This window comes from Ectobacillus panaciterrae DSM 19096, assembly GCF_000430785.1.
Lineage (GTDB): Bacteria > Bacillota > Bacilli > Bacillales > Bacillaceae_G > Ectobacillus > Ectobacillus panaciterrae.
This window is the reverse complement of record NZ_AUMR01000051.1, coordinates 19,671-44,499: the sequence shown is the minus strand read 5'-3', so window position 1 is coordinate 44,499 and position 24,829 is coordinate 19,671. Positions and strand designations below refer to the sequence as shown.

General features: G+C 41.3%; 22 protein-coding genes and 1 rRNA gene. 10 read left to right on the top strand and 13 right to left on the bottom strand.

The genetic code is table 11. From position 1 onward, the window contains the following. Window positions 1–282 (bottom strand): 16S ribosomal RNA (locus H540_RS0113430); the annotation flags it as partial. A gap of 518 nt (window positions 283–800) precedes the next feature. On the opposite strand from H540_RS0113430, the gene H540_RS29665 reads away from it, so the two are divergent. Next, window positions 801–1,352, top strand: a complete 552-nt coding sequence (locus tag H540_RS29665) for a GNAT family N-acetyltransferase (RefSeq protein ID WP_051317101.1) — start codon at window positions 801–803, stop codon at window positions 1,350–1,352. Window positions 1,353–1,488: 136 nt separating this feature from the next. Here H540_RS29665 and H540_RS0113420 read toward each other — a convergent pair whose 3' ends face one another. From H540_RS0113420 to H540_RS0113405, 4 genes are all read right to left on the bottom strand, one after another. Continuing rightward, entirely contained in the window at window positions 1,489–2,370 is an 882-nt protein-coding gene (locus H540_RS0113420) for a phosphate ABC transporter substrate-binding protein PstS family protein (RefSeq protein ID WP_028401112.1), read from the bottom strand. 342 nt (window positions 2,371–2,712) lie between these two features. After that, window positions 2,713–3,627: a phosphate ABC transporter permease PstA gene (gene pstA / locus H540_RS0113415; protein ID WP_028401111.1), complete on the bottom strand. Its 915-nt coding sequence runs from the start codon at window positions 3,625–3,627 to the stop codon at window positions 2,713–2,715. 2 nt (window positions 3,628–3,629) lie between these two features. Next, window positions 3,630–4,520, bottom strand: a complete 891-nt coding sequence (gene pstC, locus H540_RS0113410; protein WP_028401110.1) for a phosphate ABC transporter permease subunit PstC — start codon at window positions 4,518–4,520, stop codon at window positions 3,630–3,632. A gap of 75 nt (window positions 4,521–4,595) precedes the next feature. Next, window positions 4,596–5,483: a phosphate ABC transporter substrate-binding protein PstS family protein gene (locus tag H540_RS0113405; protein WP_155891019.1), complete on the bottom strand. Its 888-nt coding sequence runs from the start codon at window positions 5,481–5,483 to the stop codon at window positions 4,596–4,598. A gap of 541 nt (window positions 5,484–6,024) precedes the next feature. Here H540_RS0113405 and H540_RS0113400 point away from each other — a divergent pair. From H540_RS0113400 to H540_RS0113390, 3 genes are read left to right on the top strand one after another with little or no spacing between them, the layout of a single operon-like run. Then, a complete protein-coding gene (locus tag H540_RS0113400) occupies window positions 6,025–6,285 on the top strand; it encodes a FeoA family protein (RefSeq protein WP_028401108.1) in 261 nt (86 codons plus the stop codon). Further along, entirely contained in the window at window positions 6,278–7,000 is a 723-nt protein-coding gene (locus H540_RS0113395) for a FeoB small GTPase domain-containing protein (protein WP_028401107.1), read from the top strand. The genes H540_RS0113400 and H540_RS0113395 overlap by 8 nt, the downstream gene beginning before the upstream one ends. Further along, window positions 6,978–8,375 carry a nucleoside recognition domain-containing protein gene (locus tag H540_RS0113390; RefSeq protein ID WP_028401106.1) on the top strand — a complete coding sequence of 466 codons (1,398 nt, stop codon included), beginning with the start codon at window positions 6,978–6,980 and terminating at the stop codon, window positions 8,373–8,375. Before H540_RS0113395 ends, H540_RS0113390 begins: the two co-directional genes overlap by 23 nt. 38 nt (window positions 8,376–8,413) lie before the next feature. Here H540_RS0113390 and H540_RS0113385 read toward each other — a convergent pair whose 3' ends face one another. Beyond that, window positions 8,414–8,941, bottom strand: coding sequence for a phosphatidylglycerophosphatase A family protein (locus H540_RS0113385; RefSeq protein WP_028401105.1), 528 nt, complete (start codon window positions 8,939–8,941; stop codon window positions 8,414–8,416). A 397-nt stretch (window positions 8,942–9,338) separates the two neighbouring features. On the opposite strand from H540_RS0113385, the gene H540_RS0113380 reads away from it, so the two are divergent. Both H540_RS0113380 and H540_RS0113375 read left to right on the top strand, forming a co-directional pair. Continuing rightward, on the top strand, window positions 9,339–11,093 hold the full coding sequence (locus H540_RS0113380) for an aromatic amino acid hydroxylase (RefSeq protein WP_028401104.1): 1,755 nt from the start codon (window positions 9,339–9,341) through the stop codon (window positions 11,091–11,093). After that, window positions 11,090–11,395 (top strand): 4a-hydroxytetrahydrobiopterin dehydratase, encoded by a 306-nt coding sequence (locus H540_RS0113375; RefSeq protein ID WP_028401103.1) that lies wholly within the window; start codon window positions 11,090–11,092, stop codon window positions 11,393–11,395. Before H540_RS0113380 ends, H540_RS0113375 begins: the two co-directional genes overlap by 4 nt. Before the next feature lie 192 nt (window positions 11,396–11,587). Here the strand turns inward: H540_RS0113375 and H540_RS0113370 are convergent, their stop codons facing one another. The 3 genes from H540_RS0113370 to H540_RS0113360 form a co-directional block, all read right to left on the bottom strand. Further along, a complete protein-coding gene (locus H540_RS0113370; RefSeq protein WP_028401102.1) occupies window positions 11,588–12,340 on the bottom strand; it encodes a C39 family peptidase in 753 nt (250 codons plus the stop codon). An 85-nt stretch (window positions 12,341–12,425) separates the two neighbouring features. After that, the gene (locus H540_RS0113365; RefSeq protein WP_051317100.1) at window positions 12,426–13,850 is read right to left on the bottom strand and encodes a HAMP domain-containing sensor histidine kinase; all 1,425 of its coding nucleotides are present in this window, start codon (window positions 13,848–13,850) and stop codon (window positions 12,426–12,428) included. After that, window positions 13,837–14,517, bottom strand: coding sequence for a response regulator transcription factor (locus tag H540_RS0113360; protein ID WP_028401100.1), 681 nt, complete (start codon window positions 14,515–14,517; stop codon window positions 13,837–13,839). Before H540_RS0113360 ends, H540_RS0113365 begins: the two co-directional genes overlap by 14 nt. Before the next feature lie 667 nt (window positions 14,518–15,184). Between H540_RS0113360 and qoxA the strand changes: the two genes are divergently transcribed. The 4 genes from qoxA to qoxD are packed head-to-tail and all read left to right on the top strand — an operon-like array spanning window position 15,185 to window position 18,952. Beyond that, a complete protein-coding gene (gene qoxA / locus H540_RS0113355; RefSeq protein WP_028401099.1) occupies window positions 15,185–16,060 on the top strand; it encodes a cytochrome aa3 quinol oxidase subunit II in 876 nt (291 codons plus the stop codon). A 27-nt stretch (window positions 16,061–16,087) separates the two neighbouring features. Then, window positions 16,088–18,019: a cytochrome aa3 quinol oxidase subunit I gene (gene qoxB, locus H540_RS0113350; protein WP_028401098.1), complete on the top strand. Its 1,932-nt coding sequence runs from the start codon at window positions 16,088–16,090 to the stop codon at window positions 18,017–18,019. A 13-nt stretch (window positions 18,020–18,032) separates the two neighbouring features. Beyond that, window positions 18,033–18,644 carry a cytochrome aa3 quinol oxidase subunit III gene (qoxC, locus tag H540_RS0113345; RefSeq protein WP_028401097.1) on the top strand — a complete coding sequence of 204 codons (612 nt, stop codon included), beginning with the start codon at window positions 18,033–18,035 and terminating at the stop codon, window positions 18,642–18,644. Window positions 18,645–18,646: 2 nt separating this feature from the next. Next, entirely contained in the window at window positions 18,647–18,952 is a 306-nt protein-coding gene (qoxD, locus tag H540_RS0113340; protein ID WP_028401096.1) for a cytochrome aa3 quinol oxidase subunit IV, read from the top strand. Window positions 18,953–18,987: 35 nt separating this feature from the next. On the opposite strand, the gene H540_RS0113335 is transcribed toward qoxD, so the two are convergent. The 4 genes from H540_RS0113335 to H540_RS0113320 form a co-directional block, all read right to left on the bottom strand. Beyond that, window positions 18,988–20,898: a glycoside hydrolase family 3 protein gene (locus H540_RS0113335; RefSeq protein WP_028401095.1), complete on the bottom strand. Its 1,911-nt coding sequence runs from the start codon at window positions 20,896–20,898 to the stop codon at window positions 18,988–18,990. Window positions 20,899–20,994: 96 nt separating this feature from the next. Then, window positions 20,995–22,359, bottom strand: coding sequence for an N-acetylglucosamine-specific PTS transporter subunit IIBC (nagE, locus tag H540_RS0113330; protein WP_028401094.1), 1,365 nt, complete (start codon window positions 22,357–22,359; stop codon window positions 20,995–20,997). Between the two features lie 620 nt (window positions 22,360–22,979). After that, entirely contained in the window at window positions 22,980–23,324 is a 345-nt protein-coding gene (locus H540_RS29660) for a hypothetical protein (protein WP_051317099.1), read from the bottom strand. A gap of 59 nt (window positions 23,325–23,383) precedes the next feature. Further along, the gene (locus H540_RS0113320) at window positions 23,384–24,529 is read right to left on the bottom strand and encodes a 3D domain-containing protein (RefSeq protein ID WP_028401093.1); all 1,146 of its coding nucleotides are present in this window, start codon (window positions 24,527–24,529) and stop codon (window positions 23,384–23,386) included. Window positions 24,530–24,829: the final 300 nt, after the last annotated feature.

Sequence of the window (24,829 nt, the reverse complement as noted above, 5' to 3'; positions counted from 1 at the left end):
TACGCATCGTCGCCTTGGTGAGCCGTTACCTCACCAACTAGCTAATGCGACGCGGGTCCATCTGTAAGTGACAGCCGAAGCCGCCTTTCCATTTCGAGTCATGTGACTCAAAAAAGTATCCGGTATTAGCTTCGGTTTCCCGAAGTTATCCCAGTCTTACAGGCAGGTTACCCACGTGTTACTCACCCGTCCGCCGCTAACCTCCGAAGAGGTTCGCTCGACTTGCATGTATTAGGCACGCCGCCAGCGTTCATCCTGAGCCAGGATCAAACTCTCCATAAAAGTGTTTGTCTAGCTTTAAAATAAAAATTGACGTTTCGCATTTTGTTTAGTTTTCAAAGAACTGTTCATCGCCTCAAGGCGACTTTTATAATTTAACATTTTATAATCTCGCTGTCAACAACTTATTTCAAGTTGTTTTTCAAACCGTTTCGTTTGTGACAACGAATATTAATATAACAATTTCGTTTTAAAAAATCAATAGCTTTTTTTAAAATGTTTACATATATTTTTCCGAAAGCAAAACAATGAGACAGCTTAACAGAAAACTGTTTCTTCTATAATAAATAATGTTTAGCTTAATCCGCTAACCGTATATTCGCTTTTTCTCTGTTCACTTCTTTCTTCATGACAATCATTAAAGTTATTCGAATACTGCTAATGAATATTAAAAAAACCGAAAATACTATTACTAACACGTCACAGTTGCGTAACATTGCTTATTCTCAAATTTAAAAGCGTTATCGTAAAACACAAGCTATCGCAGTAAATAACTTAAAACCTTTTAGGAGTGAGCATACATGATTAGGACAATCCGTGAAACGGATGCAGAAGCATTTTTAAAATTATGCAAAACAATAGATAGTGAAACAGAAAATATGCTGTACGAGGAAGGCGAACGCAATCTCACAGTGGAAGAGCAAAAGGAATCCATTCGCCAGCATTTACAGCAGCTAAACTCTACTATATTGGTCGCAGAGAAAAATGGAAAACTGGCTGGATATATTACTGCAACAGGCGAGACCGCAAATCGAACAAAGCATACAGCAACTATTTCTGTAGGCGTTCTGCAATCATACGCAGGCATGGGTTTAGGTACACGACTGTTTGAAAAGCTGGAAAAATGGGCAAAGCAGGCCGGTATCGTTCGATTGGAGCTTGTTGTGTTATCAAGCAATATTCCCGCTATTCGCTTATACAGAAAAATGGGGTTTCGCGTTGAAGGCGCAAAACGGGGCGCCTGTTTAATGGACGGCGTTTTATATGATGACTTCTTAATGTCAAAGCTTCTAAAACGTTCTCGTTTTGTAAAGCGTCATACACAAAACAAGGACGAGAAGGTAAGAGCATGAGTACCAAGACCCTTGCTATCATTCACTCATATATAAAAGCCTCCTCGAAATGAAAACGAGGAGGCTTTTTAATACTATAAAACGGATCCTTCCGCTCATAATTTATTAACATGGTATAAGACAATTGTTCAAGAGCTTATTGCTTCAGCTTTGTCATCGGAATATATCCCAGTTCCTCTACCCGCTGTTCAAAATTCTTGCTGATAATATAATCTATATATTCCTTAACGGCCCCCTTAGCCTCTCCTTTCGTTACCATATATTGATAAGCCCAGAACGGGTACTTTCCAGTGATAATGTGGTTCATACTCGGTTCCGCTCCGTCCAGCTTCACTATTTTTAACGCATCTTTTCTCTCCCCTACTAAGTAGGGCATAGCAAGATAACTGATTGCGCCGGGAGTAGAATGAACGGCCTGTTCTATAGCCATATTTGTTTCCTCAATTGTCCCAATGCTGTCATTTGCTCTTTGATCCCTTAATAATGTTTTTTCAAAGATCGTACGAGTGCCGGAAGAAACAGGTCGATTAATAACGTGAATAGGCGCGTCGCTTCCGCCTACATCTTTCCAACTTGTGAATCGTCCGGAAAAGATATCCTGTACCTGTTGCGTAGTCAAGTTCTCTATATTTACACCGCTGTTCACTACTACGGCAAACGCAAGAGCTGCCACTCTATTATCAACTAACCCCTTAGATTTTTGATTTTCTAAGACTTTTTGTACAGGCACATCGGAATTTCCTATTTGTATAGAACCAGAAGCTACTTGGTTAATCCCTGTCTCGCTGCCACCTCCCTGCACTGCAATGGAAACATGGGCATGTTGCTTCATGAAATCTGCAGCAGCTTTCTCTGCAAGCGGCTGCAGCGCGGTAGAACCTGCTGCTATAATAGTGCCGGATATTGCTTCTTTCTGCTTTACCGTTATGTTACTTTGAGGCTCGGACGCTTTACACCCCGCAGTTATGCTTGAAAGTAAAAATACCGCAATCATCAGCTTAAAACCTTTTCTAAACATACTTGTACCCCCATTTAACCTTAGATCTCCTGCCCATAGGCTTCCTCGGTTTATCTTCAAAAGCCTTCATATCTAAAGAAACTGCTGTTATTATTCTTTATTCGCACATAAAATTCACTAACTGCAAACTGTTTAAAATACACTTTCGTTTTTTCATTATATCCTAATAAACGTCTGCCTCTCTATATTTGTACGAAATCCCTATAATATTTAGTGTATAAGTAATGAACAGGAACATGTAATGGGGTATGTTTGAAAGAAATTTTCACTCCTATTAAAGAAGCTTTATTTATGAAGGAATATAAACAAAAAGCTGACTCATAACAAGTCAGCTTCAATAGTTTACGCAGCAGCTTTTACCTTACGTTTGCGAATTTTCGTTCCAGATAAGTATTTGTGCAGTACGCCTGCGGCAAAGCGGGCTAATATATTAAACACTAGAACCATAATGATTAGAATTGCCGCAGCTTTTGTTGCAATTAATTTGGCATCCGGTACAATTCCTTCTGAGTTCAGCTTCCAAATATGAACTGCTAACGTTTCAGCAGGACGGAACGGATTAAGCGGATGCATCGGACTGGAAAAATCAGCAGCAGAGTTTAATAACGGTGTTGTTAATCCAGCTGTATAGATTAAAGCAGCCGCTTCCCCAAAAATTCTTCCCGCCGCCAAAATGACGCCAGTAATAATTTGCGGCAACGCAGAAGGAATACTTACTCTTACTAATGTTTGCCACTTTGTGGATCCTAATCCAAGGCTCGCTTCTTTTACGCTTGAAGGAATTTCTAAAATGGCATTCTCGCATACGCGCGTTAAACCGGGCAGGTTTAGAATGGTAAGAGCTAACGCGCCGCCAATTACGGTATATCCCCATCCTGTCAGAGTAACAAACACTAATAAACCGAATAGACCTACAACGATGGAAGGAAGAGAAGCCATCGTTTCAATACATAAGCGCACAAAGTTTAAAAACTTGCCTTTTTTTGCATATTCAGCAAGGTAAATACCAGCACCAAGACCCAATGGAATCGAAATAATTAATGTTAAAACAAGCATGTAGAAAGAGTTAAATAACTGCGGTCCAATTCCGCCTCCAGCACGTGTATTGCTTGGGTTGCCAGTAATAAATTCCCAATCCCAAAAGCCCCAGCCTTTTGCAATGATTTCATATACGAGGAATAGCAGCAAAGCTACAACTAGTGCGGAAGTCGCATATAAAATCCCCGTCCATATATTATTAACTGTTCTTGCATTCATAATTAACGTTCACCTCTTTGCCCAATCGCTCTGATTACTAAAATGAATATGAAGGAAATTAAAAGCAGAATCATTGCCAATGTCCATAATGCGTTATTCCATGCTGTGCCATCTAAAGTGTTTGACATATCCATTGTTAATATTCCAGTTAACGTAGAAGTCGGGCTATATACACTTGTCGGCAGTTTAACTGTGTTGCCGATGACCATTTGCACAGCTAATGCTTCTCCGAAAGCACGCGCTAATCCAAGAACGATACCTGTTAAAATTCCGTTCTTCGCTGCCGGCACAATAATACGGCTAATTGCTTGCCATTTCGTAGATCCCAGGCCATAAGAGGCTTCCTGGTACTCAAAAGGAACGAAGCGAATAGCATCGGAAGCAATGCTTGCAATTGTCGGCAAAATCATGATGCTTAACACTATGATACCTGCAATTAAACTGAATCCTACTCCTCCATACCATGCACGCAAAAGAGGCACAAGAATTGTTACACCTAATAAACCGTATACAACAGAAGGAATTCCGACTAACAATTCCAATACAGGTTTTAATACTTTGTTGCCGAATTTAGGCGAAATCAAATTCATAAAAATCGCAAGAGCGATTGCAATTGGCGCGCTAATCAGAACCGCACCCAAAGAGACAAGCGTAGAGCCTATAATAAAGATAAATGCACCAAATGCAGGCTTATCACTGTTCGGGCTCCAATTTTTAGATGTCAGCATCTCTGTAAAAGATATTCCGCTCTGCGTAAAAGACTGAATTCCTTTTCCGCAAATAAAAGCAATAATCACCAAGGTTGTAAGCACAATTAGAAATCCGCATAATGTAACAAGCGTTCTTCCAATATACTCACTTTTGACGTAGTTAATTTGTTTCTTCCCCTTCATCACTTCTTCAATCACCTTACCTAACGTATTGAAATGAACAAGACTGGCTTGACAGCCAGCCTGTTCTTTTTGCAATTACTTGCTTAATTTAGTCATTGGGATGTAGCCCATTTCTTCTGCTTTCTTTTCAAAGTCTTTGCCTTTTACATAGTCGATAAAGCCTTTAACAGCGTCTTTTGCTTCGCCTTTCGTTACCATGTACTCGTAAGACCAGAATGGATATTTACCAGCAGCGATGTTTGCAGTAGTTGGCTCCGCGCCATCGATTTTCACAGTTTTTAATGTACCTTTTTTATCGCCAACCATATAAGACATTGCAAGGTAGCTTACAGCTCCTGGAGTAGAGTTGACTGCTTGTTCTACAGCGCCGTTAGAATCTTGAGTAGTTCCGATTGCGTCATTAGCTTTTGTACCTTTTAAAATTGTCTTTTCAAATGTAGCGCGAGTACCGGAAGATGCAGGACGGTTGATTATGTTAATTTTTTCGTCTTTGCCGCCAACTTCTTTCCAGTTTGTAACTTTACCGGAGAAAATATCTTGAATTTGTTGAGTTGTTAAGTTCGTTGCAGTTACATCTTTGTTAACTACTAACGCAAACGCGATACCAGCAACTTTATTATCTACAAGCTCTTTCGCTTTTTCAGCATCTAATTTTTCAGAAGCAGGCACATCGGAGTTTCCGATTTGAACTGCACCAGAAGCTACTTGGTTAATACCAGTTCCGCTGCCGCCGCCCTGTACTGTGATAGAAACTTTAGGATTAGTACCCATGAATTCAGTAGCAGCCTCTTCAGCAAGTGGTTGTAATGCTGTAGAACCAGCAGCTGTGATTGTACCAGAAAGTTCTTGCTTCGCCGTTTTGCTAGTATCAGTGCTAGTTTGGTTCCCTGCTTTACCGCAAGCTGCAAGAGCCCCAGTAACCATTAGTGCTGCTAGAGTAAGTTTTAAACCTTTTTTAACCATGTTTGTAACCCCCATATAATTTTAGGTTTTTCTATCGACGTTTTTTGTTTCGTGCCCGTCCTTAGGCACAAATACATTGTAGGACAGCAATATTGTGTTAGTGTTAAGCAATTTTTAATTTTAAGTAAATACGAGTATCGAATTTACTTTTTCTGCTCCACTCTGTTTTATCCTTATCAAATCAGCATTTTCTTTGTTTGTTTTCTTTTATTCACTCTTCTGAATTTAAGAAATAAAAGGTTAATGTAAATACAGTTTTAATTTTGTAAATTTAATGTAAACGAAATACTCTTTTCCTATTTGTTATCTCATCGTTTTTTTTAAGCATTAGATTTACACATAAAGCTGCAGTTGCTGGTAGTTTTGCACTGCGAAGTTTGCACTCACGCAAATTAGTTGGCACCATTTTAAAAATTAGCGAATACTTTAAAAATATAAATTGACATAAATTCTGGGTTTGCATAGTATTATAATTAACAAAAAGTTTCCTTAGGTAAACTTTTTAATACAAAACTAAAAAAATAGAACAGGGGTAACTATTATGGTTATATCTAATTTTCTGCCGTTGTCTCAATTCCAAATGGGCAGTCTTGTACAAGTGGAGAAAATTCAGCTCGAAGGAACAATGAAGCGACGCTTATTGGATCTTGGATTCATCCCTGGAGCAACAGTAAAGGTTCTGCAACCAAGTCCGCTCGGTGATCCCGTGGCTTATCAAGTAAGCAATACAACAATTGCACTCAGAAAAGAAGAAAGCTCCCTTATATTTGGAAGCTTAATAGGAGAGGATTCTGATGATTGAATACCGCATTGCATTGGCAGGTAACCCAAACACAGGTAAAAGCACTCTATTTAATACACTGACCGGGCTTCGTCAGCATACGGGAAACTGGACCGGAAAAACAGTAGCTAAGGCGGAAGGAGAATATGAGCACAACAGCAAGCGTTATACGGTAGTCGACTTACCTGGAACATATTCTTTGTATTCAAACTCCGCAGACGAAGAAGTAGCCCGCGATTACATTATTTTTGAAAAACCGGATGTAACTGTTGTTGTACTGGATGCAACTTCTATGGAGCGTAATTTAAACCTTGCTCTTCAAGTAATGGAAATGACAACGCGTGTTGTAGTATGTGTCAACCTAATTGATGAGGCCCATAAGAAAGGAATTACAATTGACGAGGAGAAACTCTCCCGTTCGCTGGGCGTACCAGTTGTCAAAATCTCGGCACGCAATAAAGTAGGTCTGTCCAATCTCCTTGATACAATTGAAAAAGTAACAGAGAGAAAAATCATAACAAATCCTTATCAAATTCAATACAGCGAGCATATCGAAAACATGATTTCCTCGTTAGAACAGGATATCTATCATTTGTTTGGCGACGCCTACCCGGCAAGATGGGTAGCACTTCGCATTTTGGATGGTGACAAAAACTTTTTAGAAGCATTGCAGCGCAATCATAAAGAACCTGTTATAAGGGAGGTGCCAGTCAATGGAGTATCGTTCAGTCAATAAGCTTCCTTTAGACTCAGTTATTCAGCATGCACAGACGCTTGTCAAAGGAGATATCCGCGATGATATCGTCGGGAGCATCTATCGTTCCTCCAAAACGATTTGCAAAGAAGCTGTGCAATATAAGGACAAAGAAAAACTGCGCCGCTCTGAAAAGCTTGATAAAGTATTTACCTCCCCTATTTGGGGCTTTCCAATCATGCTGGCTATACTTTCTCTCATTTTCTACATTACAATTGCAGGAGCCAATGTTCCGTCCTCTATGATCGCCGATTTCTTCAATTGGATGGAAGGATATTTAACAGCAGGGTTCAAAGCAATACACGCACCCGAATGGCTGCACGGTATTCTTGTTCTTGGTTTATTTCGAGGCACCGGATGGGTCATAAGCGTCATGCTGCCTCCGATGGCCATTTTCTTCCCTGTATTTGCGCTGTTGGAGAACTATGGCTACTTGCCTCGCGTCGCTTTTAATATGGACCGTCTGTTCAAAAGAGCGGGGGCGCACGGCAAACAATCTCTGACAATGGCAATGGGATTCGGCTGCAACGCCGCAGCCATTATGTCCACGCGGATCATCGAATCTCCGCGTGAACGCATGCTCGCGATTTTAACGAATAACTTTGTTCCTTGTAACGGCAGATGGCCTACACTGATTTTGCTTGCTTCCTTATTCATGGCGGCAGGATATACCGGCGGTTTGCAAACACTTGTAACAGCCGGTGCGGTTGTTGGAATGGTTGTATTCGGAATCATGATAACTTTGTTTGTCTCATGGATTCTCTCGAAAACAGCGCTAAAAGGCGTACCGACGCACTATACGCTTGAGCTGCCTCCTTATCGCAAGCCGAAAATTTGGGATACGATTGTCCGCTCTACTTTAGATAAATCATGGTATGTTCTAAAACGCGCCGTTATTGTCGCCGCCCCTGCAGCAGTTCTTACATGGGTGCTCGCGAACATTTATGTTGGAGATACTAGTATTCTCGTATATATTGTGAACTTCCTCGATCCATTTGCAAAATTGCTCGGATTAGACGGATATATTTTAGCGGCATTCATTATCGGATTGCCGGCAAATGAAATCGTAGTTCCCGTGTTGCTTATGGCATACTTGTCCACAGGATCATTAACTGAAGTTGAAGATGCTGTACAGCTGAAGCAAATTTTCTTAGACCAAGGCTGGACTTGGCTGACAGCATTGAATATGATGCTTTTCTCACTGCTTCACTTCCCATGCGGCACTACGCTGGTCAATATTTATAAAGAAACAAAAAGTGCGAAATGGACGTTTCTGTCCTTCGCAATTCCTACAGGCATTGCAATTGCAGTCACTTTCCTTGTTGCTCAAATTGTTCGGGCGCTTGGACTTGTATAATCATAAAAAAGAAACCTCATGCATCGAGGTTTCTTTTTTCATGATAACGTATCAGGTTTTTGTTCCAGTTCGGCACGGTACCGATGAGCCAATCGGCTTGATGCGGCGGCAGCGATGGCGCCCACCAAATCGTCTAAAAACGCGTTCACCTTTCCGGTTGTTTTATCATTAAGACGCTCCAACACACCTTGTTTTAGCTTATCGATATAACCATAATTCGTGAAGCCGATACTTCCGTAGATATTCAATATGGAGAGAGCCAACACCTCATCCACTCCATATAGGCTCTCATCTTTTTGAATCAATTGCTGCAGCGGCGCCGACAGCTGTCCCTTTTCAGTCAATATATCAAGCTCGATTCCGGTTAACAGCGTATTTTGCACCTCTCTTTTGCGCAGCACGCTTTTTACGCTTCCCACACACTCTTCCATCGTTAAATCCGGGATGTACGGGCTTTGTAAAAAGTAAGTCAATTGCGCGATATCCTCCAGCTGTATACCGCGCATCTGAAGAGCTTGAACTGCAGCCTGCTCCACATCTTCGCTCGGAACGAATGGATATTCCATCATATTCCTCCTTTCTCTTTCTTCATCTCGTTTGGTATCCCCTTAACTTCAAAAATGCATACGCATTAATAAACAACGCTTTGTTGTAAAATAAATACTGTACTTATTATCATAATGATGCCCATACGAAGATGATGACTATGAAGCGTACGAATGAACCTCCTCCACTTGAAGTGGGGGGATTCTCGCCTAATTTATGATAAAATAGACCCTCGCATTCAAAGAACTCGGCAATTTTTACGTGATGCCCTTATTGTAATGATAGAAGCTGCAAAATGAACTGGACAATGGATAATCGACAAGATTATCTGTTTTTTTATTAGCAAAGAAGGAAAGCGCTTACAAACTCAGAATTTATAAAAGTGGCAGTTCATTCATAATAAGGGAGGCAGTTAAGATGGAAACACAAAAGCAAGCAGTTCAAAAAATTCCGAAACATCTGAAGCCGTATGTAAGCAAGCAGCATTACGATCAATATACACCGATTGATCACGCAGTTTGGCGCTATGTGATGAGACAAAATCACCATTTCCTGAAGGATGTGGCACACCCTGCTTACGTACAGGGGCTACAGTCCTCGGGCATTAAAATAGACGCTCTTCCAAAAGTAGAAGAAATGAATGCTTGTCTGGCACGTGCAGGCTGGGGAGCTGCAACGATTGACGGTTTAATTCCAAGCGCTGCATTCTTCGGCTTTCAAGGCTATGGTATCTTGCCGATTGCGACAGATATTCGCAAGCTGGAAAATATTGAATATACGCCTGCACCGGATATTATTCACGAGGCTGCCGGTCACGCCCCTATCTTGTTTGATGAGAAGTACGCTGAATATGTAAAGATGTTCGGCAAAATCGGCTCCAAAGCATTTGCGACAAAAGAAGAGCATGAAGTATTTTCTGCTATCCGCAATTTAACGATTGTGATGGAAAGCCGCACTTCTACTCCAGAGGCCGTTGCTGCAGCCAAGAAGCTTGTGGAGCAAAAACAAAAAGCGGTACAATATGTATCAGAAATTAAGCAAATCAGCCGTCTGTTTTGGTGGACAGTGGAATACGGATTAATCGGAGACATTGAAAATCCGAAAATTTACGGGGCTGGCTTGCTCTCTTCGGTAGGCGAAAGCAAGCATTGCTTAACGGATGCCGTGAAGAAAATTCCATTCTCTGTAGAAGCTTGCGTCAACACGGATTATGATGTGACAGCTATGCAGCCTCAGCTTTTCGTTTGCCGATCCTTTGATGAATTAATTGAAGCTGTCGATAAATTCTCCGACACTATGGCATTCCGAAAAGGCGGTACAGAAAGCTTGGAGAAAGCGGTTCGCTCCGGAAAAAACGCAACGGCTGTGTTCAGTTCAGGTCTGCAAGTAACAGGTACAATCGCTTCCCTAATCAAAGATGCAAACGGAGAAGCTGTTTATATGAAAACGGAAGGTCCTACTGCATTATGCGCAAATGATCAGCAGCTTGCCGAGCATACAAAAGATGTTCACTTCCACGGCTTCGGAACACCGATTGGGTTACTAGAAGACGATATCGCTCTGGAAGATTGTACAGAAGAAGCTCTTCATACACTCAGCATCATGCAAGGAAGCTCGGCTTCTCTAAGATTTAAAAGCGGTGTTCATGTTACAGGAATCGTGACAAATATAACAAAGCAAGGCGGAAAAATCATTTTGATTTCCTTTGAAAATTGCACCGTAACTTTAAACGATCAAACTCTATTTGAAAGCTCGTGGGGTGCGTTTGATATGGCGGTCGGTGCATCTATTACATCAGTGTTTGCCGGTGCTGCAGATCCTGAAACCTTCTTTGAAGACGTCGTTCCGGAAGAAACAAACCCAATACCCCGTACTTGGTCTCAGATTGAACAGCTCTATCAACACGTTCGCGAAATCCGTGAACAAAATCATTGGAATAAACAAAGCTCGCGTCTCACTGCTTCCATCTTGCAAACTCTTCGCGAATCATATAAAAAAGAATGGCTTCTTCGTTTAGAAATATTAGAACTCTTTGATTTATACAATGTGCAAACAGAAGAAAAAGAAAATATTAAGCAGGAGCTAATAAAGCTCAGCGAGAATACAACAATGCAAAAGCTTATTTTAAATGGATTGCAACTTCTCGAAGATAAGGGGATGAAAATTGAATGACTCCGTTGCAAATGGAAGACATCCAAAAGGAATTGCTCAGCCTCTCGAAATGGACCTTGAAAGATGAAAAATGGATTGAGAGAAGATACTTGTTCAAAGAGTTCCTGCAAGGCATTCAATTTGTGAATGAAATGGCAGGATTATCTGAGGATTTGAACCATCATCCGTTTATTACAATTCAATATAAGTCGGTTATTGTGTCTCTTACATCCTGGAACGCAAGAGGATTAACGCAGCTCGATTTTGATATGGCTGCAAAATTCGAAGAGATATACGAAAAAAACAGTACCGTTTCTTCTTAATTGTAAAACCAGCGCGGCTTATGCCCGCTGGTTGTTATTTTTAGGCTACCCTGAAAATAAGCTGAACGTAGTGGCAAGAACATAAGAGTATGGACTAGTTAACCCATTTTCAAAAAAGAAGCGATAGTGCAGCCGTCCCCTGTGTGATAATAAAAGGGAAGCGGCAGGATCCGCTTCCCTTTTATGTTGCGCCTATGACTGAGGCACCAGAGATATCGCTTGTTTCCCCATCTGCTCCCACGCCTTTTCAAAACCCTCACGCGGGATCGCTGATTTCGGACTGTTTGCAAGCGGGTCATTGACATAAACGTTGTTCTGATCGTATCCCACAATGACTACACTGTGCTCTTGATACGTGATTTTGACTTCTCCAGCATTTGTATGCCACATTTCAAATTCGCTCTCGTCTAAAGGCTCGAATGTGGCATTCGTAATTACCCACACCGGTGCGCCCATACTTACCGCCTTATAAATATCTTTGATGTCCCGTCCAGTTAAATCCAGCAGTTCATTTGGCAAATACTTTTGCCCCAGCTTGAAGATAGGCTTATGATATACACCATAACCGGACTTTCCTGTCGTATAAATGTCTCCTACAAATCCTTCATTCGGATTGCCGTGCAAGCCGTTTTGTTCAAATGGAACACGCTCAATTTCTTTGGCGAGCGTCATTTTATCCGCTTTGACTCCCTTGTATTGCAGCAGCATAGCAAGACTCGTTACCTCACAGCCCCTGTCCAGCTCTGGCTGCTGCTGGATAAAAGGAACTTGTTCAATCATTGCATGTTCTTTTAGCTCTCCGAAAAAATCTAGACGCAGCTCCTGCATCGTTTGAACAACTTTGTTTTTGCCCTCTTCCATCATTTCAAATATATTTGCACTGCATCCGCCTGCTACAACTAATAAAAATAAAGACGGAATGAAAATCTTACTTTTCTTCAGCATTATTATTTACTCCTGTATATATTCTCTCTCTCATTTTAAAGGAAGAACAGTTTTGCTGTAACCCTTTTTGTATATTAAGTTGCAATTATATAGGTTTTGGCATGCGCAAAACGAAGGTTGTCTCTTCAAATGGTATACTCCTTTCAAGAGACAAATCTCCCCCCATAGCTTCTGCCAGCACCTTACTTAAAGACAAGCCGAGACCGAGACCGCGCTTTTGAAATTTTTTCTCTTTTCCGCGGTAATACCTTTCAAAAATAAGAATTTGTTCATCTTCAGGTACACCTGCTCCTCTGTCCGTAACGCGAATCGCAATATATTGTTCCTCCTCCTCAGCAGAAATAAAGATAGAAGGGTGAGCTAAATTCGCTTCTTTTGCATTATTTAACAGGTTCCAAACGATTTGCTGTATACGATTTGCGTCTGCGTAAGCTGTCAGTTCCGCTTCAAGCATTCTCCAATTCAAGGAAACCTGAGCGTTCTCCTTAATAATTTTCCACTGCTGCACGATTTGAGAGAGAAGGTCATTCACCTGAACATTCTCGCATTTTACATCTACAACTCCAGAAGCAAAGGCATTAAAGTCGAGCAGCTCGTTTACCATATGCTGAAGCCGTTTCGCCTCTGAAAGTGACAAATCTAAAAATTCCTCCGCTTCCTCTCCTGTAACCACTTTATCTTTGACAGCCTGGATACAGCCGCCAATGGAAGTAACAGGTGTTTTGAGTTCATGTGTAACGCCTGCAAGGAGCGCTGTGCGGAGCTCCTCTAATTGTTTTAGTTTATCTGCCATTTCTTTAAAGGAAGCGGTCAGTTCATATAATTCTTTTTCTGCTACCTGCTCGTTCATTTCTACATCATAGTTGCCAAGACTAATTTGGCGGGCTGCAGCGGCTGCGTGCTCAATCGGTCTGCTCAGCTTTTTTGCCAGCATATAAATAACAAGCCATCCTGCGAATCCCAGTGTAAGCAAGAAAACAATGAGGAGCGCATAATCCTTTACATTCGTTTTTTCAGACAGTACTTTTTCCGGTACTGCTATATATAGAGTAGCGGTAACTTCGCCATCTTTCAGAAGCGGGGTTGCAATTTCATACCATTCTTTCCCCTTTTGGTCTTGCTTTTTCTCGGTAATTTGTTCGTCCGGTGCAGCTGCAGAAACAGAAGCAATTGGAAAAGAGGTATTTTCATATAATGCTTTCCCTCTTATATTGACAATTTTCACATACATATCAGTACGCTTTACAATATTTTTCTTCTCAAAAAAATACTTTTCTCTCAAGCGGATTTGCTTGCGAATATTCCCTTGAAGCTGATCATTTGTCAGCTCTTCCAGCTTCTCAGCTACATCTTGAGCATAGATTTCTACTAAGCGCAGCCGATTTTCTAAAGTCGTTTTTTGAATCCACCAGCTTGACAAGCAGCCCACTATTAATAAACTGCCGAATAAAATGAGAACATAACGTCTTGTCCAATATTGAAGCAGCGGAACTCTCCTATTTGTAGACACTGAATTGATACCCCAATCCCCTCAATGTTTTAATTTCGCCTTCCTCTTCATCCCATTCCCTAAGAACCTGGCGCAATCGTTTGATAGATAAATCGACGGCTCTGTCACTGCCTTCATATTCTATCCCCCAAACATAATCAAGCAATTGTTCGCGCGTAAGAGTTTGATTTGGATGCTTGGCAAGAAACAGCAAAAGAGACAAATCGCGCGGCAGCAAATCCAGCTGTGTGCCGTGCAAGGACACGGTATGGGCATGAAAATCTATTTTAAGGCTGCCAAAATAAACGCTGTCCGTATCCATCATTGGAGATGGACGACGCAAAATCGCGTGTACGCGTGCCACAACCTCTTCAGGTGCAAACGGCTTTGTAATATAATCATCTGCACCGCCCGAGAAGCCTTTCAGCTTTTGTTCCACTTGTCCGAGTGCCGTAAGCATAATAACCGGGCATGAGCTTTGCGAGCGAATACGCGATAAGAGTTCCCATCCATCAAAGCCCGGGAGCATTACATCAAGCAGCACAAGCGCTGGCTTCCATTCCGCAAATAAATCCAAGGCCTGTCTGCCGTTCTCTGCAAGCATAATTTCAAACCCTTCTTTGCGAAGGTACGCACTCAACACTTTTCCAATTGCTTTTTCATCCTCAACAATTAAGATTTTCTTCATTTATTTTCACACCTATTTTTCTATCCTTTATTAAAGGGATTGGCAAATGACAGCTCCCTTTCTCTTTATTTTGTTCTATCAGACAGCCGCTTGTCCAGATAGTTCCTTTTTATGAATTGCTGCATTGAAAATACGAGAAAAATATGTCAGGAAGATGTCAAGAAGCATCGCGTAAAATATTTATATAAATATAATTTCACCCTTCTTCTCGTCCTTTTATTTCTGCTTTTTTGAAATTCCTTTTGCATTTTTTTGCCAGATTTCAAATCGTATCCTTTTTTTCTCTTTTTATACAAAATATTGTATTTTCATTATTGATAAAATCTTTCATTCTTCAAATAAGAAATCTTACATATTTCATAATATTTTTTATTTAGAAAGCGTTTCCATTTTTTATCTCTCTAGGTTTCATAAGCTTTACAACTGTCAATGGATATTATTATATATTTTGGCATAACTTTATTTAACAGAAAATTCTAAAATCAACGATGTGTTATAAAAAATGGTATACAATATTTTTGCCTTAGAAATGTTATGCAAGGTAGAAAATGTTCATTTGTGTCTATTTTTTTACAATGTGCGTCAAACTATTGCCAATAAAAGAGTCATAAGGTTATATTATTTTATTGACATAGTGTTACTCAAAAAAGAAAGGAGATTTTATACCGTGCAATCTAAGAAAGCGTTTTGGAAGCTTGCTTCGCTTCTTCCACTCTCACTTATTATGACGTTCCTTGGCGGATGTCAAAATCTTGCGGTGTTGAATCCGCAAGGTCCTGTTGCAAAAAGTCAATACGACTTGATTGTTTGGTCTTTTGCATTATTGTTAACTGTTATCGCGGTCGTATTCATATTATTCACGATTGTTATCATTCGTTATCGTGAAAGACCGGATAATATGGATTATGAGCCACCTGAACAACATGGCAGCACATTGTTGGAAGTTGTTTGGACTTTGGTTCCTGTTTTAATCGTTATCGCTTTATCTATTCCGACGGTTAAAACAACATTTGCTTCGGAGAAACCACCTGTTCAATCTAAAGATATTAAACCTATTGAGATTTACGTTACTTCTGCAGACTGGAAATGGATTTTCAGCTATCCAGAGGAAAATATTGAAACCGTTAACTACGTCAATATTCCTGCCGGTGTTCCAGTAAAATTCAAACTGACTGCCATAGGTCCAATGAACTCCTTCTGGGTTCCTGAGCTTGGCGGTCAAAAGTATACAATGGACGGCATGATTATGGACTTGTTCCTGCAAGCGGATAAGCCTGGCGAATATTCAGGGCGAAGTGCAAACTTCTCTGGTAAAGGCTTTACGGACATGGAATTCCAGGTTGTATCTCAAACACAAGAAGACTACAACAAGTGGAAAAAAGAAGTGAAGGACACAGCACCGAAATTGTCCAAAGACAAATATAACGAAATTATAAAGCCTGGTGTAGTAGGACGCATGACGTTCTCTAGCAATCACTTAAACTATGTAGATCCGAAATCTCTTGAATACTGCGATTACAATTACTACAAAAACAAAAAGTAAAGCTGACTACAGATTGGAGTGAAAACAGTGAAGCTTAGTGAATTTTTTGTCACAGGCGATCCGATTATTTATGGTGCCGACGCTTCGATTGTTCTGGTGACATTAGGTATCATGTTTGTACTGACAAAGTACAAAAAGTGGAGATGGCTTTGGGATGAATGGCTAACATCTGTTGACCATAAGAAAATCGGTATCATGTATATTCTTTCCGCGGTTGTTATGCTATTCCGCGGCGGTATGGATGGATTAATGATCCGTGCACAGCTTACGTTCCCTGGTACACCTTACTTGACTGCTGAACATTACAACGGTATTTTCACGACGCACGGTACAGTTATGATTCTTTTTATGGCGATGCCGTTCGTTATTGGATTGATGAACATTGCGATTCCTTTACAAATAGGAGCGCGTGACGTTGCCTATCCGTATTTGAACGCAATTAGCTTCTGGTTGTTCTTTATGGGTGCGATGCTGTTCAACATTGCGTTCGTTATCGGCGGTTCTCCTGACGCTGGCTGGACGATGTATTTCCCTCTTGCAGGAACAGAATTCAGTCCTGGTGTCGGAAACAGCTATTATGCAGTTGCACTTCAGATTGCCGGTCTCGGTACGCTTATGACTGGTATTAACTTCTTAGTTACAATTTTAAAAATGAGAACACCTGGCATGAAGCTTATGCAAATGCCGATGTTCACTTGGTCGATTTTAGTCACTTGTGTTATTATCATTTTCGCTTTCCCTGTATTGACAGTAGCCCTTGCGCTTATGACATTCGACCGTACATTTGGCACGGCATTCTTTACAATGGCAAATGATGGTATGCCAATGCTTTGGGCTAACCTGTTCTGGGTATGGGGTCACCCTGAAGTATATATCGTTATCCTGCCGGCATTCGGTATTTTCTCTGAAGTTGTAAGTACGTTCTCTCGCAAGCGCTTGTTCGGTTACAGCGCAATGGTGTACTCTATGGTTGCGATTGCGATTTTGAGCGGTCTTGTATGGCTGCATCACTTCTTTACAATGGGTGCAAGCGCAGCGGTCAACTCATTCTTCTCGATTTCGACAATGGCAATTTCAATTCCGACTGGTGTTAAGATCTTTAACTGGTTATTGACAATGTATAAAGGGCGCATTCGCTTTACGACGCCTATGCTTTGGACATTAGGATTCATTCCAAACTTCGTAATCGGCGGTGTGACAGGGGTAATGCTTGCGATGGCGGCAGCTGACTATCAATACCACAACAGCTACTTCCTAATTGCCCACTTCCACAACGTATTGATTACAGGTACAGTATTCGGTATGTTTGCCGGTTTATATTATTGGTACCCAAAAATGTTTGGTCATAGACTAAATGAACGTCTTGGCAAAATCGAATTTTGGTTATGGTGTATCGGATATAACGTCTGCTTTATGCCGCAGTACTTCTTAGGTCTTGACGGCATGACACGTCGGATGTACACATATTCACCAGATTTAGGCTGGACATGGTTGAATCAGATTTCTTCTGTCGGTGCAGTTATGATGGGTATCGGCTTCCTTGTACTATGCTATAACATCTACTGGAGCGCACGCTACGCGGAACGCGATGCAACGGGCGATCCATGGGATGGCAGAACGCTTGAATGGGCGACGCAATCTCCTGTTCAACATTACAACTTTGCCGCGCTTCCTGAAATCAAATCCATCGATGCTTGGTGGTACATGAAGAAAAACGGTGAGTCCCATATTGATTGGAAGAACTTAAAACCGATTCATATGCCAAGCAACACAAATCTTGCATTCCCGTTATCCGTCATCTTCTTTATCGCCGGGTTCGGACTCGTATTTAAGTGGATTCCGCTTGCGGTTATCGGCGGTGTCGGCATTCTAATCGGACTATTCCTTCGTTCGTTTGACTATGACGACGGCTACTATATCAGCGTCGATGAAATTAAAAAGACAGAAAATGTAGCATGAGAGGTGAAGCATAATGGCAGCAATCAGTGAAGAATACAAAAATGCCCCACTTGAATATCAAGATGGCCAAAGCCGCTTGAATATTCTTGGGTTCTGGATCTTCCTAGGAGCGGAAATCGTGCTGTTTGCCACACTTTTCGCTTCTTACCTGGTGTTGGCGGGACGTACAGGCCACGGTCCGACAGCTATGGACATCTTTGAATTAAAACCGGTAATGATTGAAACACTTCTTCTTTTAACGAGTAGTTTCACATGCGGTATTGCGATTCATGAAATGCGCAAAGGCAACTTGAAAAGCTTATTAACATGGTTTATTATTACATTGCTCCTTGGAGCAGGCTTCTTATTCATGGAAATTGATGAGTTCATCACATATGTACATCATGGCGCAACTATTCAAACGAGCGGCTTCTTATCCGGCTTCTTCGTTCTTCTGGGGACGCACGGAGCCCACGTTACGGGCGGTATCCTTTGGGCGACAGGTGTAATTATCCAGATTTTAAGAAGAGGATTGACTCCGGTTACGGCAAGAAAAGTGTTCATCATCAGTCTTTATTGGCACTTCCTTGACGTTGTTTGGATCTTTATCTACACATTAGTTTACTTGAACGGGATGGTGGCTTAACCATGGCACAACATAATGTACAGCAACACCATCATAAAGGTTTTCCTTGGTCTCACGTTTTCGGTTTTATTATGTCTCTAGTGCTGACATTCGGAGCAGTGTATGTAGCATTATATACATCTCTTCCATTGTCAACGATTTTGACAGTTATCATCGCAATGGCATTTGTGCAAGCCATTCTGCAATTGGTAATGTTCATGCATATGTCCGAAGGAGAAGGAATTACACAAACGATTGCGGTTGTATTCAGCTTCTTTATCGCTATAGTTACTGTTGTCGGTACGGTTTGGATTTTCTTCTCCATGTAATAAAAAAGGTATCCCGCTCATGGGATACCTTTTTTTTATAGCTGTTTGCCTCTCATGTCTAGCCCGTAGCCGAACTGATACATCACACCCGGATTCATGACGGCAGGCACGTCTACCGGAAGCTTTCCTGTTGTATTGATTTCACCAAAAACGGCGCGCATGCCCGCAGGAATATTCGGCTGATTGAATCGTCCGTTCGCGTATCCTTTATGGCCGTATACAGCCAATGCTGCTTTTGCCTCAGGGAAATTGGCAGCATCGTACGGATTGCGCAGGCTCATCATAACAATATGTTTATTCTTTTCTTGACTGTACTTCATGACGGCTCTTGGAAACGCGGTAGCCCATTTGGAGCTGTTCTGCACTGTATCATCAATTACACCGTCATTTACAGCTGGATCATTTTTCACAATGTAGGAGCCTGTAATTACATAATCAGCTGCATCGATAGCTGCTTTGGCTGCTTCATCAAAGGATGTATTGCCAAATTTCAGCCCCGTAACCGTTACGTCCTTCAGCTTGCCGTTTATCTTTAAATTCTCAATCGTCATCTTCATAGCATCCACTTGATCTTGAAACGGCGCCAATACTAATATTTTTTCGCCCTTTTTCGGCTTAAACGGAAGCATATGATTTTCGTTCTTTAAAAGAGTGACCGCTTTTTCAGCCATGTTCTTTTCAATTGCTTGATGTGCAGGGTTGCCGACTACTTGCATGGCATTCGCTACCTTTTGCTCCAATGGAACTTGGTTTGGATTTACTGGAAGAAGTCCGCGCTTGATCTTCAATGCCAAGATACGTTCTACAGAGTCATCGATTTCTCTTGGCTCGATTTTCCCTATCTTTACAGCATTTATAACCGCATTGAATACATTTGCAAGATTTTGTTCCCTACCCAGAGAATTTACTTGTGCCGGCATAAGCGCAATATCAACACCTGCATTGATTGCCATAATGACCGCTTCTTCTTGCCCAAAGTTATCTGCAATGGCTTTCATATTTAACGCATCTGTTACAATCACACCGTTAAACTTCATTTCATTTCGCAGCAAGTCAGTCAATACCTTGCGAGACAGCGTAGCGGGCACCATAATTTCCTGACCGTCTTTTTTGCTGATATATTTTGTATCATCGAATGCTGGAAATTGAACGTGAGCCGTCATAATCATGTCAACGCCATTAGCGATTGCCTGCTTGAAAGGATACAATTCTACTTGCTGCAAGCGCTTAGAATGGGCTACAAGAGGCAAACCATAATGACTGTCTGCAGCAGTATCGCCATGCCCTGGGAAATGCTTTGGTGCCGCAATGATATTTTGGCTTTGCAGGCCGCGAATCGTTTCTTTTCCCATCTCAGCTACAAGGTTTGGATTGCTGCCGAAGGAACGCACTCCGATTACAGGATTTCCCGGATTGTTGTTGACGTCCATATCCGGACCGAAATTTACATTTATCCCTAAAGCCTTTAATTCAGTTCCTATTACTTTTCCTGCCTGATAAGCCTCTTTCGTATCCCTCGTTGCTCCAATCGCCATATTTCCAGGAAGATTTGTTCCGAATTGAAGGCGAGTTACAATCCCCCCTTCTTGGTCAATTGTCACAAACAGCGGGATATGGGGGCTTGCTTTTTGCAGCCCGTCCACTAAACGAGTTGTCTGTTCTGTTCCAATCGTGTTTTCAGCAAACAAAATTACACCGCCGAGATGATACTTTTGAATGATGCTTCCTACCTCATCATTCATAACTGTAAAGCCGGTTGCCGTTGCTTCTCCCTGTTTCTTCCACATTCGGAAATCCAGCATGAGCATTTGTCCGACTTTTTCTTCAAGCGACATATGGTTCATCAATACATGCGCCGCTTTTGTCGGATTCATCTTCGTTTCCGCAGAAACCTTCTGCCCGTTCCATGCAAAAGTACTGACTGTAACCGCCGCAGTTAACCCCATTGCTAAAAGTTTTCTCCCATTTTTCACATTCCTTGTCCCCTTTCTTACTTATGTATGCAAAAAAGGGAAAGTGAGTACTTTCCCTTTTTGTCGTATCTATACGCGTTGCTTTAGTCCCTCTGCAACAAATTCTACATTCGTTCCAACGACTACTTGCACGCTTGTATCATTTAATTTAATAACCCCTTTTGCTCCTGCACGTTTTAACGCAGCTTCATCCACTGCAGAGGCGTCTTTGACCTTCAAACGTAAGCGAGTTGTACAGTTATCAATATCTACTAAGTTTTCTTTTCCGCCAAGGCCTGCAAGGTACGCGGTTGTAAGATCTGTTTCAGCTCCGCTTGCGAGATCCGCATCGCCGTCTACCATATCCTCTTCATCTTCGCGTCCAGGCGTTTTCAAATTCAACGCTTTGATTAGGAAGTAGAAGACAATGAAGTAAATCGCAGCGTATACAAGCCCGATAACAAGCAATAGAATTGGTTTTTTCGCGATGGTAAAGTTCAACGCGTAGTCCAAAAATCCTGCCGAGAACGTAAATCCGTCACGAATTCCCAATAAATCGGTAATCCACAAAGACGTACCTGTCAACACAGCGTGAATTCCGTAAAGTAGTGGAGACAAGAACATGAATGAAAACTCGATTGGCTCTGTAATACCTGTTAAAAATGAAGTCAAAGCAAGTCCAAGGAGCATCCCTGTAACCGCTTTTCGTTTTTCAGGCTTCGCCGCCGCAATCATTGCGATAGCCGCTGCCGGCAAACCAAACATCATAATCGGGAAGAAGCCTGTCATATAAGATCCCGCATGAGGGTCACCTGCGAAGAAACGAGCGATATCCCCTGTTTTTCCGCCATATTCACCGAATACGAACCAGAACAAGTTGTTAAGAATGTGATGCAATCCTAAAGGAATCAATAAACGGTTCAATAAACCAAACAGACCAGCACCAATTGCTCCCATACCTATGATGCCTTGTCCTAATGTATTAATACCGTCTTGAATTGGCGGCCATACATAACCAAAGATTCCGCCAAGCACGAGCATAGTCCCCGCTGTGACAATCGGCACGAAGCGTCTTCCACTGAAGAAACCGAGCCAGTCCGGCAATTTTGTATCACGGAAACGGTTATAGAGCGCCCCTGCGATGATACCGGCGATAATACCGCCAAGAACAGCCATATTGATGTTTTTATCAATAGCTTTTGCACTCTCTGTTAAAACAAAGTACCCGATAGCTCCCGCTAATCCGGCTGCACCATTATTATCCTTTGCCCAGCCGACTGCAATACCAATTGCAAAAAGAAGCGCTAAATTACTAAAAATAGAATTTCCCGCCGCTGCCATGAATTTAATATTCAATAAGTCCTGTTGGCCAAGGCGCAGCAAAAGACCCGCTGCTGGCAGAACCGCGATTGGCAGCATTAATGTTTTACCAATACGTTGTAAAACTTGCAACATATAATAGCCTCCTCCAAATCAAGCAATATAAATAATAGAAAGCGCTTTCTCTTCTGAACATATAATAACATATAGTTGTATAGATGTGCTATCTTTTTTTGGGTAGGAAATTCTTTCCATATATGAGCGGATGATAAATTCGACATGTCCATGTGCTATGTGCAACCAAAAGGGAGTATGGTATGCTTCTTCTCTCCGGTTTCCCCTCGCATGAACCACTACAAAGGTTTGACCGCTTCTGCACGTCTTTTAATCTCTCCCCACTATAAACGGTTTTTTTATTCACTTGTATATAATTACCTTATATTTGTCCTTTATATTAAAATGCCAATACTGAAGGGTTTGTATTATTATTTTGACTTAAATATTGTTTAATCGGATTCAAAAATAAAGAAGGGAGCCATAAAAACCTGCTCCTCTTCCTATAGTTACAGTTAGCTGCGCTTTTTATACGTTTGAGACGCAAGACCTCTCGCCTAAAATATAATGAATCGGATTATACGATAGAACAAACAAAAAGATCTGGAGGTCACTCGTTAATGCAGGATAAATAATAAAAACAGCTTGGCGAGCCCAAGCTGTTTTTATTATGTTTAAACATTCCATTCAACTTCTTTCTGCTACTCGGAAATTCTTTTGTAAAGAGTGGTATGAAACACCGTAATAAGAATAAACATTACACCCAAAAGCAAGTAAACAGGAAACTCTGAAACAGAATCAAGAAGCATCGGATACACGGAAAGCAAAATGGTGCTGACAGGAATCATAATCCAAAGCGAGATGAACGAATTGCGGCACGCTTGCGCCGTAATCATTTTCTCCCGCTCATCCGCTTCTGGGAACAACAACGGGAAAAGCCAAAACGAAATTTTTGTTCGCTTCTGCTTGTAGTGTACATACGAGAGAATACTTGCCAATACAATAAGCAACAGCAACGGCGTTAAGTTCATTTTACATAAGTACAATATTATTTTTTACCGAACAAAAAAGACATCTCTTTTACAAGAGATGTCCGTTGGCAGCATTAGTTCAAGATGATTACTTTCACAATTTTTCTGCCCCATTGTTTTGATTCTGCTTCAGTCGGATACAACACATCAATTCTATGATTCTGGATATCCCCGCCTGTATCCCCTGCAATCGCTTCTCCATATCCATCTACCCATACACGTTTTCCAAGAGGGATAATTTTCGGATCCACAGCAATCATTCTTATATTAGGATTCGCGGTCATATCTATTCCATATGCAGATCTTGCTTCCCCATGCTTGATACTTCCTTCTACACTATAAGAAGTGGCTTCCATGTACATTACCTGCCCGCTCACTGGAGGCTTCTCGGTTGGCTGCTTAATTGTCGGTTGTGGATTGGCGGCAGCAGCGGCAGCAGCGGCAGCGGCAGCTTTCTTTGCCTCCTGTTCACGTGCAATTGCTTCTTGCAGCCCCTTTATATTCGCTTCTATAGTTTTCTTTTGCTCATCGTCCAAAGCAATTAAGCTTGAAAGCTCTGTGTACTTGGCCTGTAGAGTTGCAACTGCTTCCTGTTTCTTTTGCTGCTGGGCTGCTCGTTCGGCCTGGTTCTTTTTCATTTTCTCCATTTCCGCTTCCTGCAGCCGTTCCTTTTGATCGACAATTTGTTTATCCTTCTCTATTGTTTCTAAATCTTTTTGCTGCATTTTTAATATATTTTTATCTGCATCTAGAATTGTTACAACTGCATTCATTTTTTCAAGAAGATCCGCAAGATTTTCTGAATTGATAAGGATTTCTACCAGTAAGCTGGAATTGTCATTGCTTTGCATAGAAACAACACGATTCCGCATTACTTCCTTACGATTTGAAACTTTATTCTCAAGTACTACGATTTCTTCTTTCTTTTTTTCAATTTGCTGCTTTGTCTGCTCAATGTTTCCCTGTAACAAAGCAATCTCTTTGTCTTTTTCAGCAATGGCTTGATCGCCTTTCTCTATATCCTTTTGAGTTTCCTGTATTTGTTGTTCTACCTGCTTCCGTTGTTGTAGCTTTTGCTCCATGCTGTCATTGCTTTGTTGCAATTGCTGCTGCTGTTGGTTGAGCTTGTCTTGATCGGTTTCTGCATACACGCCAGCTGTACTTGTAATAAATAGAATGATAGCAAGAATAAAACCGGCAATGCGCTGTGTAAGATTCATATCTCTACCCCTTTCATAATATATTTATAACATAATTAGAGGCAAAGTTATTTTACAAACTCTTTAAATAGAATTCAATAATCACGATATACAAACGATAAAAGCATGTTTATATAAATGCAACTAAAAAAATCGACATAAAAACTTTTCTTTTAGGAAAGAGAGATCATCCGACTAAGCATAGAAGCAGTCAAACCCTTTTCGTGGCCCATGCAGGGGTAAACCATAGAGAGGAAGCGAGCGCAGTTTCCCTTTTGTTCTACATGGCAAACGGTAGATACGTCGGAATAACAAAGTGGA

What these genes read in the sequence shown, in the direction of transcription:
- pstA (WP_028401111.1), bottom strand. Translation starts at nt 3,627, where the DNA reads ATGAATGCAAGAACAGTTAATAATATATGGACGGGGATTTTATATGCG.
- pstC (WP_028401110.1), bottom strand. Translation starts at nt 4,520, where the DNA reads ATGAAGGGGAAGAAACAAATTAACTACGTCAAAAGTGAGTATATTGGA.
- qoxC (WP_028401097.1), top strand. Translation starts at nt 18,033, where the DNA reads ATGGCAGCAATCAGTGAAGAATACAAAAATGCCCCACTTGAATATCAA.
- nagE (WP_028401094.1), bottom strand. Translation starts at nt 22,359, where the DNA reads ATGTTGCAAGTTTTACAACGTATTGGTAAAACATTAATGCTGCCAATC.
- H540_RS0113405 (WP_155891019.1), bottom strand. Translation starts at nt 5,483, where the DNA reads ATGGTTAAAAAAGGTTTAAAACTTACTCTAGCAGCACTAATGGTTACT.
- H540_RS0113385 (WP_028401105.1), bottom strand. Translation starts at nt 8,941, where the DNA reads ATGGAATATCCATTCGTTCCGAGCGAAGATGTGGAGCAGGCTGCAGTT.
- H540_RS0113360 (WP_028401100.1), bottom strand. Translation starts at nt 14,517, where the DNA reads ATGAAGAAAATCTTAATTGTTGAGGATGAAAAAGCAATTGGAAAAGTG.
- qoxD (WP_028401096.1), top strand. Translation starts at nt 18,647, where the DNA reads ATGGCACAACATAATGTACAGCAACACCATCATAAAGGTTTTCCTTGG.
- H540_RS0113335 (WP_028401095.1), bottom strand. Translation starts at nt 20,898, where the DNA reads ATGGGGTTAACTGCGGCGGTTACAGTCAGTACTTTTGCATGGAACGGG.
- H540_RS0113390 (WP_028401106.1), top strand. Translation starts at nt 6,978, where the DNA reads ATGGAGTATCGTTCAGTCAATAAGCTTCCTTTAGACTCAGTTATTCAG.
- H540_RS0113370 (WP_028401102.1), bottom strand. Translation starts at nt 12,340, where the DNA reads ATGCTGAAGAAAAGTAAGATTTTCATTCCGTCTTTATTTTTATTAGTT.
- H540_RS0113395 (WP_028401107.1), top strand. Translation starts at nt 6,278, where the DNA reads ATGATTGAATACCGCATTGCATTGGCAGGTAACCCAAACACAGGTAAA.
- H540_RS0113400 (WP_028401108.1), top strand. Translation starts at nt 6,025, where the DNA reads ATGGTTATATCTAATTTTCTGCCGTTGTCTCAATTCCAAATGGGCAGT.
- H540_RS0113375 (WP_028401103.1), top strand. Translation starts at nt 11,090, where the DNA reads ATGACTCCGTTGCAAATGGAAGACATCCAAAAGGAATTGCTCAGCCTC.
- H540_RS0113420 (WP_028401112.1), bottom strand. Translation starts at nt 2,370, where the DNA reads ATGTTTAGAAAAGGTTTTAAGCTGATGATTGCGGTATTTTTACTTTCA.
- H540_RS0113380 (WP_028401104.1), top strand. Translation starts at nt 9,339, where the DNA reads ATGGAAACACAAAAGCAAGCAGTTCAAAAAATTCCGAAACATCTGAAG.
- H540_RS0113320 (WP_028401093.1), bottom strand. Translation starts at nt 24,529, where the DNA reads ATGAATCTTACACAGCGCATTGCCGGTTTTATTCTTGCTATCATTCTA.
- H540_RS29665 (WP_051317101.1), top strand. Translation starts at nt 801, where the DNA reads ATGATTAGGACAATCCGTGAAACGGATGCAGAAGCATTTTTAAAATTA.